At 63.6% G+C, this 8,321-nt stretch carries 6 protein-coding genes; 4 read left to right on the top strand and 2 right to left on the bottom strand.

Translation table 11 applies throughout. The features are described 5' to 3' along the window. Positions 1–549: 549 nt before the first annotated feature. Together ACLF3G_RS26860 and ACLF3G_RS26855 are read right to left on the bottom strand one after the other, a co-directional pair. Complete coding sequence (locus ACLF3G_RS26860; RefSeq protein ID WP_430672459.1) at positions 550–882, bottom strand: hypothetical protein; 333 nt, start codon at positions 880–882, stop codon at positions 550–552. Positions 883–923: 41 nt separating this feature from the next. Continuing rightward, a complete protein-coding gene (locus ACLF3G_RS26855; RefSeq protein ID WP_430672458.1) occupies positions 924–1,589 on the bottom strand; it encodes an AAA family ATPase in 666 nt (221 codons plus the stop codon). 505 nt (positions 1,590–2,094) lie between these two features. On the opposite strand from ACLF3G_RS26855, the gene ACLF3G_RS26850 reads away from it, so the two are divergent. From ACLF3G_RS26850 to ACLF3G_RS26835, 4 genes are all read left to right on the top strand, one after another. Beyond that, the gene (locus tag ACLF3G_RS26850; RefSeq protein ID WP_430672457.1) at positions 2,095–2,268 is read left to right on the top strand and encodes a hypothetical protein; all 174 of its coding nucleotides are present in this window, start codon (positions 2,095–2,097) and stop codon (positions 2,266–2,268) included. A 180-nt stretch (positions 2,269–2,448) separates the two neighbouring features. Further along, the gene (locus tag ACLF3G_RS26845) at positions 2,449–2,691 is read left to right on the top strand and encodes a hypothetical protein (RefSeq protein WP_430672456.1); all 243 of its coding nucleotides are present in this window, start codon (positions 2,449–2,451) and stop codon (positions 2,689–2,691) included. A 1,272-nt stretch (positions 2,692–3,963) separates the two neighbouring features. Next, positions 3,964–6,183, top strand: a complete 2,220-nt coding sequence (locus ACLF3G_RS26840) for a hypothetical protein (protein ID WP_430672455.1) — start codon at positions 3,964–3,966, stop codon at positions 6,181–6,183. Beyond that, positions 6,176–8,314 (top strand): hypothetical protein, encoded by a 2,139-nt coding sequence (locus tag ACLF3G_RS26835; protein WP_430672454.1) that lies wholly within the window; start codon positions 6,176–6,178, stop codon positions 8,312–8,314. Before ACLF3G_RS26840 ends, ACLF3G_RS26835 begins: the two co-directional genes overlap by 8 nt. Positions 8,315–8,321 lie beyond the last annotated feature (7 nt).

Raw genomic sequence — 8,321 nt, 5'->3', positions numbered from 1 at the left:
CAGTACCTGATGGACCGCCTCGACACAGCGACGGTCCAGACTGGTCACGGCTAAGCCCAGTGCCTGCTTCATGCCCAAGGTTTCCAGCTGCCGACGTAGGCGGCCTTCGAGAGCATCGTCAGCACCGATCGAAGTGGTCCAGGGGTTGGTGGCGGAGTCGGACATTGCGCCCAGTTTGCCCTTGCAGAGACTGGAACCGCAATTCGTACCCTGCTGACGGGTGCGTGGCGCGGTGGAAGTCCACAGGACGGGTTCGTACCCTGGTGACACCTCTAGAAGGCTATTTGAGTTCTATTAGGATGCGTCACCAGAGTACGGGGGGCGACTCCGGTTTGCGTCACCAGAGTACGAACTTGCGTCAGCAGGGTACGAACGGACTTGTGGACAACGACGCGGTGCCGCTCCGGGACGGCGTCACCAGGGTACGAACGCAGCGGTACAAGCCCTATGGCGGAATGGCCGGTCTGGCTGCACTAGCCTCGGGACCAGCAGCCGATTCGTACCCTGGTGACGGCCCTAAGATAAGTGCTAGCTACTAGCTGAAAGCGGCTAGCGGCTACCACGCCGGCGCGGCGCGGGCACTGCCTTGAGATCCTCGGGGTGCACGGTGAAGCCCGTGGCGGCGAGCGCGCGGCAGACGAGCACCTTCTGGGTCGTTCCCTCGGCCCGGGCCCGGTCGGCGAGCTGGTCGCCTAGGCCGCGGCGGACGCGGATGTTGACCTGCACCAGCTCGTCGACGGGTTCGGTCGCGTCCGACCGGTCGGACGTCGGCGTAAGCGCGGCGGGCGGCAGCCCGGCCTGCTGCGCGACCGTATCCGCGGCGACGAGCGCGTCGCGCGCCGAGGGCCGTGTCAAGGCAGGCTTTAGCCCCTTGTTCGACATCTCGATTCCCTCCACCACCGCTAATTGCTAGCAGATATTAACTACGAAGGCGCGGCGGAAGCCGACGGTCGATTGGGGAGCCAGCCGAGGCCGCGCAGTTCCGCAATCAGCGCGGCGACCTCCTGCCCGGCGTCGCCGGCCGGTACCCGCCCGGAGAAAGTCATCTCAGCAAAGGCAACCCGGTCGCCAATACTGGCCTCGGTGCGGGGGAGGGCGGCGGCGTCGAGCTCGGCGAGGGCGTGTCGAGTGACGGCCGTGGCGAGCTTCAGCCGGCAGGGCACAACCCGAGCGGGGATCGCCCTGCGGGAGGCACGGGCGGCACCCTCGATAAGCTTCAGGGTCTTAGCCGCCTGCTCGATGTCGGCGCGGCTCGGGGTGCAGGGGACGAGCACGGCGTCCGCCGCCGCGATGGCCAGGAGTGCCGCCCGATTGCCGAAGCCGGCGGTGTCGACAAGCACCAGGTCGGAGGAGGGAGCCAGCTCATCGATCGCCTCGGCAAGCCGGGTCTCGTCAGCTTCGGCGCGTACTGAGACAGCGGGACCCTCGTAGGCACTCTCAGCCCAGGAGGCGTAAGCCCGGTTCGGGTCAGCGTCGACGACGGCGACGTGGAAGCCCTCGGCCGCGAGCGTGCCCGCTAGCGCCATGACCAGAGTGGTCTTGCCGGCGCCGCCCTTGGTCGATGCCACGGTCAGGACTGTCGCGGTCATAGCGTCCCCCAACCGCCCGATGCGGTGGAGGCACAGCTTAGTAGATATTTTGCTATACACAAGCAGCTAGCAGCTATGTCTAGCTTTTAGCTGCTATACTATAGCTATAAAGGTGGCTACGGCATCAACGGCTGCCCGCGGGTGTCAAAAGCGCCCACACCCGTGGAACGGCCGGCTTACCGCGGTGATAAAGGGCTTGCCGTAATGGTTATCGGACACAACGCGGCTTGTGGGTAGTAGGGCCAGGGGGAGCTAGTGATCAGAACCTGACGCTTGGTACCCATCGCGCCATAGCTGCTCTCGACCCGAAGCAGACTTTCTCGGCGCTCGTACGAAGGAGCAGGTTGGCCGGGTCATTCGGGCAGGCTGGTCTCAGACGACAAGTTGAATTACGATCCCGTGATAGTCGGAGATCCCAATGCGTCTGTCCGCTGCTGCTCTCCTGGCTGCACTCTTCACTGCGGGGTGCTCATCCTCACAGAGCATCAACTCCGTCTCCGTCGGAATGACGAAGGCGGACGTCATCCGCACCCTGGGCGCGCCAGTGAGCACGGCGGCACAGAGCGGCAACGAGCTGCTGCAGTACCGGCTCTACGCGGGCGCGACCGCGAACCCCTGGTACCAGGACTACTTCGTAGCGCTGCAGAACGGCCGCGTGGTGGCATACGGACAGCGCTGAGCCTTCAGCTGAGGCTGATGACCGCCACGCCCTCGCGCACCAGCGCCACTAGAATCGACAGGCCGCCGAGAGCATCCGCGGCGCCTGCTCCACCAGCGTCGAGAACTCCGCCTGCGCAAAGAAATTGCTCTGGCAGTGATCCAAGACGCCCCTAGCAATACCAACATGGAGTCAATAACTATGGTGGAACTCAGCCGCGACGAAATGAAGCAAGCCGTAACTGAAGGTGTTAAGCAAGCATTCGCCGAAAACATGGAAAATATTTCCACAGAACTGGTCAGTGCGGCGATCAGTAAAGGCGTAGCCGACATCTTCCGTAAGATTGCTGTAGAAGGTTATGAAGACCCGGGCGAGGAATTTTACAATCAGATCAAAGCCGGCATTACTGAAGCAATGCGCGGCTTGAAGATCACCTTTCCCTAATCTCCTGAGTGAGTATCAAATGCCAGGGAGATGAAGGTTCGCGACCTGGCCCCGGCCAGAGAGGGCATCACCCTGCAATGCGCGCCCTGCCAATCGACCGTGCGATGGTAGCGCGCCGACCTCGAGCAGGCGGTCGGCTTGTGGGCAGCATCGGCTGACCCGCGATAAGTGCCGCTTACCGCGGGTGAGACGAGGCTTGCCGCAATGGCGGCTCTCCGCTGCTGGCCGACATCACCGAGCTCCTGCGCACCTGTCTGCGGCTGATCACCCTGCCGATGCGCACGCGCGTGTTGGACGCCCTCGCGAGGATCCGCGCTCTGCTGGTAGCCCGACCCGGGGAGGGTGCTCCCTTGCGCACTTCGTCCCACGCACGGGCGCAAACGCCGCTGCAGCGACGGGTGGCCATTGCCAGCACGCTTTTGGCCGAGCTTGAACTCGCCCGCGACGGGTCGGTTATCCTTGAGCAGGGTATTGCCTTGGCGGGATCGCTTGGAGCAACTGGGAGCCGAAGGATCTCGGAAGTACCCGGACAACGGACGGGTGGCCGACCAAAAATTTCAACGCTATCATCTCAAATTGCATTTGGTCAGGGGGGAAAGGGTAGCGAGTGGCAGGTCAGCAGAGAAGGGAGTTACCTCTATCGCGGATCCCTAATCGCCGCATGAAGAAGCCGGAGCGGCGCAGTCTTTTCTGCTGTCGAAATGAGCATGATCGCCATATACTCAAATCATGAATGGCGCTTTGGGGGATGGGCTATTCAACGCGCTAGGCGGGAGCGCCTCAGGGCCTGAGATCGCACTTGGTCAGGAGGCGTGGGAGGAGCTTCTCGTCCGCCATTATCTGCGAACGGACGGGCCATACGGCGACGCACCGCTTCGCTCGATCGATGCTACGCCCCTTGAGTTGGCGCGGGCGACCGGTCTGGAGGGTATCGCTCCCGAGGCAGCAAAGCGCTCTTTCCTCGCCTGCTTTCAGGGCAGGGCCATTACGAGGGACGTCCTCCGTGGCGTCACCGTTCCCCGAGCTCGTGGGAAGGAAACCCCTGGCTACTTCCGCTACCTAATACTCAGCACCCTTGTCCCAGCCCTGTCTGAAGACAGTGTATCGATCCGTGACTTCAGGCTTCGACTTGGTCGGTTGCTTGAGTTGGAAGGGTCGCTTTCAGCGCTAGAGGGGCTCCCCGACCTGTGGGGGAAGCTTGTGAGCTGGTGTGACCGACGCCGGGCAGAGGGTGAGCCATATCGGCGCGTTGTTCTCCCCGACCCTAGGCACATGCGCCTCATCGGCTACTCAGTAGGGCTTGCCTTCCCGTCCTGGCGCGACCGGGACCGGCTCGTCAGAGAGGTCTCCCATGTCGGTGCAAGGAGCTTAGCATCGCCACGGACCGCCATCGCGCACCTGCAGCATCGCATTGAGTTCGGTAACTACACGGCCTCAATGCGTGATGCCTTTCGGGACTTCCGTGAGCGGTTCCAACGGGGCGAACGCCTTCTGACCGGGCATAGGTTCTGGCGCCTGCTGGGCGACATCTGCACTGCCGCCGGTGGCCAGCCTGGCCCCTGTGTTCGCGGTGTTGAAGTCAGCCTTTCCTTGGTGGTCGGGCTTGACGACGTGGATGTGGAACTAGAGTTCACAGCGCGGCACGCAGGCGGTGGCCTCAAGGACAAGAGCGATATCATTCGGCTCGCCGGACGCGTGGATACGGTACTCAGAGGAGTGCATGATCTTTCGGCGCGGATCTCGAACGACGTGTCTACGGCGGTACGCGAAATCGTTGATGCGCTGCGCTCGGGCGTCCTCGTGTTCGTCGAGGTTGCTTGGGGAAGATGGGCCTTCGCTATTCCTTCTCTAATTCAGCCAATTGGAGCGGTCGCAATCGCGCGCACTGACCTCGCCCAGCGGCTCCCCGCTCCTCGTGTCGCATGGCGCCCAGCAGGCGGCTCATGGCAGGTTTCCGGAGTTCTTGCGCCGGGCGCATTGGAAGCGCTGCTGAACCTCGTGCGGCAGCAGCCTCCCGACCGAGTAGACGAGTTAACTGAACTGAAGTTAGTCGGTGGCGTGGCGACGGGCCGGGCCCTGCTTGGGCGTCCGCGCCTCCTCCCGCATGTCCGAGCTACGGTCGGCTCGATCGTCCATCTGCAATCCCTCGACGGAAGTGAGGGAGAGATTTCCGCCTCAGCAATCGGTCCGGATAGTTGGGCGCTTGTCTCCGAAGGTCCCGTGACTGGCACCTGGCGCGTTAGCGCCAGCGAGGTTGCCAGCCAAAGCAATGAGGCCTCGGAGGCAGAGCGAGTGCTGCGCTTCGACGCTCAAGCGGTGGAGCATGATTGTCTGACGGACCCGGACCGTGACCCCTCCCGGGTCGAGCCTGAAATCGAGATGGTCGTCCGTCCTGCCGCGTCCATCCAAGTAAGGCCGCTGGGTGAGGCGGCGTCTGCAGTATCAACAGACGCCGCACTGATCGATTTGACAGAGGCGGTCTACGCATGTGGGCGCGCTGGGTGGTCCGAGGCGGACCTGATGGCACTTGTGCGCCAGGTTCTGAGAGGTGATCGACAGCCAAGACCTTGGGATGTGCTCCATCTCCTGCAGGCAGCAGGATGGATCGAGCCGCGCCTGCTCACCAGTTGGAAGGGGCGCCGCTGGTACCTGCGGCCGCCCCGTATTGTTGGAGTATTCGCGGGAACGCATGCAGTTGCCGTCCTGGACGGTGCAGCGCCACTGGCCGTTCAGGAGCGGTTCTTCAACATCTCGACGAGGTTGCGTGCGCAACCTGCCGGAGGGGACTCGCGAGGCACTTGGTGCCTTCCGGTGCATGCCGTGATGGGAGTTGACCCGAGCGAGTTGGCGCGTCTCCTTGATGTCCCCTTCCACGCGGAAGTGGCGTTAGCTGCGTCCGCTGCGCCTGCGTGCTGGCCTGCCGAGAGGCGGACCATTGAGCATCGAGAGTTGGCGACTCGCTGGTCGTGGGAACGCGGCCATTTTGTACAGGCAGGCGGACCTTCTGGAGAAAAGGTTTGCCTGGAGCGTTACATCCGCGCACGTGCAGACGATCGCGATATTCTGCTCCTGACGGCGCCCGAGGTTCCCCGCAGGATCTTTGGATCACGTAACGCCGCTCTCCTTGAGGCGCATCGCATCGCCCAACGCCCCCTATTCGAGTTTCGCGCGAATGCACTCCAACGTCGGGCTGTTGACGGTCACCTGCCCTTCCCCGTGGCCTTCATGCTGCGCCTTGTCCATCTGGCGGGCCCATTCCTTAATGCCGCGCATGACGGCAGCGATTCATCGCTTGCCTACCCGGCCGACGAAGTCAGTGCTCGTCTCGTGGCGACGTGGTTCGGTGCCGCCATTGGCTTTCCGGACACTCGGGCTGTCGCCGAGGATGACTTGGCTTCGATCGCGCTCGCGCGCCATCGAGGCCGAGCCCATCGCCTTGTCTGGGGCGGGCGGCTGGTAGATGTACGCTTGCAAGGAGATGGCCATGTCTGATGGCCTCGGAGCCGCCGGCGTCGGCGTTCAGACCCAGATTGTGCTTGGCCGTTGTGCCTACGCAGCACCGGGCATTATCCGGTACGATCCACTGCTCCTCAGCACGGACGCGGGATGGCGGCACATCCTGGATGCGAAGGCCCTTTTCCCAGATGCCGGCAAGGTTTTTAGCCCCGAGGCGCAGGGCGTTCTGCCGCGGGTTGGTAGCCTATGGGTGTTCACCGCCGAGACGAACCGCAGGTATGAACCTGGCCGCGCCCAAGATCGCTTCTTGGCGCGGGACCCGCGCTCGCCTGTCCAAGTCCTGGACTACTCGAACATGCCCTTCGATGAGGTGCGTCGGCAGCTGGTCGAGATCGGCCTGACCACCTTGCAGGCCCAATATACCGATGTCCTGGTGCGCCTTCGACGAGGCGCCTGCGTTCGCCTTCACCTCTTCACCGATGATGGCACCGGTCGGCGGCGCGCAGACATTGATGGTCTCGATGACCTGCCAGTCCTCAAGTACAATGATGCCATCGCGGCTGGAGGGGATCTGGACGGCATCAGGTTCGTCGTGCCTGGGCGCCAGCCGCATGAGGTGATCGACCGCGTAGATTGGTCTCCTGACCATGAGTTCCTGCCCAAGGCCCTGAAACGCATCCGCCGAGCTAGTCGAGATGGTGGCCAGGCTCCCGAAGCGGAATCCCTGACGAAGGCGGCTATTGAGGCGATCGCTCATTTTGTGCGCAGCAGCGGCGTCGTATCGGGTGACGCGGACGCGCTGCGGCGCATGCGCCAGCGCATGAGCGACTTCCTTCCACAGTTCCGGGCCGGCATCGCGGACCTCGAAGCCATCGTCGCTGCGCTGCGGTCGTTCTCTCCTGTGGCGGGCATGATTGAGGCCGAGGTCACCGCACGTCGCACCGAGATTGAGGCGGAGTTGCGTAGATCGCTAGAACCCGTCGTACGCGCGGAGCTTGAGCGTCGGCATGCAGATGCGGCAGCCCAGCTCGAGACTGCGCTCATGAAGGCAACTGAGGCCGAGACCATGGAGGTCGAGGCAGTAAAGCGGGTTGAGGTGCTCCGCTGCGCTGAACGCGAGGTTGCGGCCGCGCTCGCAAGAGAGGTCGGCGTCGTGCATGACATGTTAGAGGCCTTGCCCGACGACGCGGCCGACAGAGTCCAAGTGCTCGCACGCCGGATTTCCAAGGCGCTTGCCGGCACACAACTGTCCGCGGACGTGGTCGCGCCGGCAACTCCCCCTTGGGCCCTCGGGACCTCGACGGAGACACCCATCATCGGCTTTGACCAACTCCGTGAGCGCCTTGAGAGCGAGGCGGACCGCACCGGCCTCGACGCGACCGATCTGCTCGCGCTCGACGCGCTATTGCGGGGCGGAGAACTTGTGGTGGTATTGGACGACGACGGGCGACCCTTGCTCGATGCGTACGCGCGATGCGTAGTCGGTGGCCGTGTACGCAGGTTCGTTCTGGATCCCAGCATCATCGGTCTGGACGATCTCTGGCGGCAGCCTGCAAGTGGATCGCCGACCCCGCTCGCGCGGGCATGGACGGCCGCGCGCGCTCATCCGGATAGGGTCGTGTTGCTTGCCATTGAGTGTATGGAGACGGCGCCGATTGGCTTTTGGCTGCCCACGCTACTGAAGGAACTGCACGGAGAGGCGCGCCCACCCAACCTCCTAGTCGTTGGCTCGCTGTGCGCGGGACGATGGACCGATAGGAGCGGCGCGTCACGGCTAGTCGATATACTCGCTCCGATCTCCCAAGCGACGACGGCGGACACCTGGATGCGCGCTGCCTTTCTTGCCACTGGTCTTGAGGAGGCCGAGCCAACAACTGCACTGAGCGTGTCTAGCCAGGCCCCATTGGCAAAGCAGGCAGCTGGTGAGCTGATGGCCCGGCTCAACGAGGTCCACGGCCTGAGGTCCGCAGGGGCGATCCGTGCCGCCCGTGTCTTCCGCGCTGCACGCGGCGTGATTTGCGACAGCGCCGCGCTCCAGCTGGCGCTTGATGTGGCGCGTCTCGCCTCCGCGCATGCAATCGTAGGTGCGGCAGCAGACATCGGTACTGCCTGCCTCGGGCGGGGTGTCAGGTTACTTCGTGAGATAGTCGACCGAGCAACAGGCTGAGGAAACG

Origin of the sequence: Falsiroseomonas sp. HC035, assembly GCF_050563525.1 — a bacterium.
In the GTDB taxonomy this organism is placed as follows: domain Bacteria; phylum Pseudomonadota; class Alphaproteobacteria; order Acetobacterales; family Acetobacteraceae; genus Falsiroseomonas.
This window is presented reverse-complemented; position numbering and strand designations above follow the sequence as displayed.

Bases quoted from the DNA above. Each gene is read 5' to 3' on its own strand.
- ACLF3G_RS26860 (WP_430672459.1), bottom strand. From the start codon at position 882: ATGTCGAACAAGGGGCTAAAGCCTGCCTTGACACGGCCCTCGGCGCGC.
- ACLF3G_RS26855 (WP_430672458.1), bottom strand. From the start codon at position 1,589: ATGACCGCGACAGTCCTGACCGTGGCATCGACCAAGGGCGGCGCCGGC.
- ACLF3G_RS26850 (WP_430672457.1), top strand. From the start codon at position 2,095: ATGACGAAGGCGGACGTCATCCGCACCCTGGGCGCGCCAGTGAGCACG.
- ACLF3G_RS26845 (WP_430672456.1), top strand. From the start codon at position 2,449: ATGGTGGAACTCAGCCGCGACGAAATGAAGCAAGCCGTAACTGAAGGT.
- ACLF3G_RS26840 (WP_430672455.1), top strand. From the start codon at position 3,964: ATGCGCCTCATCGGCTACTCAGTAGGGCTTGCCTTCCCGTCCTGGCGC.
- ACLF3G_RS26835 (WP_430672454.1), top strand. From the start codon at position 6,176: ATGTCTGATGGCCTCGGAGCCGCCGGCGTCGGCGTTCAGACCCAGATT.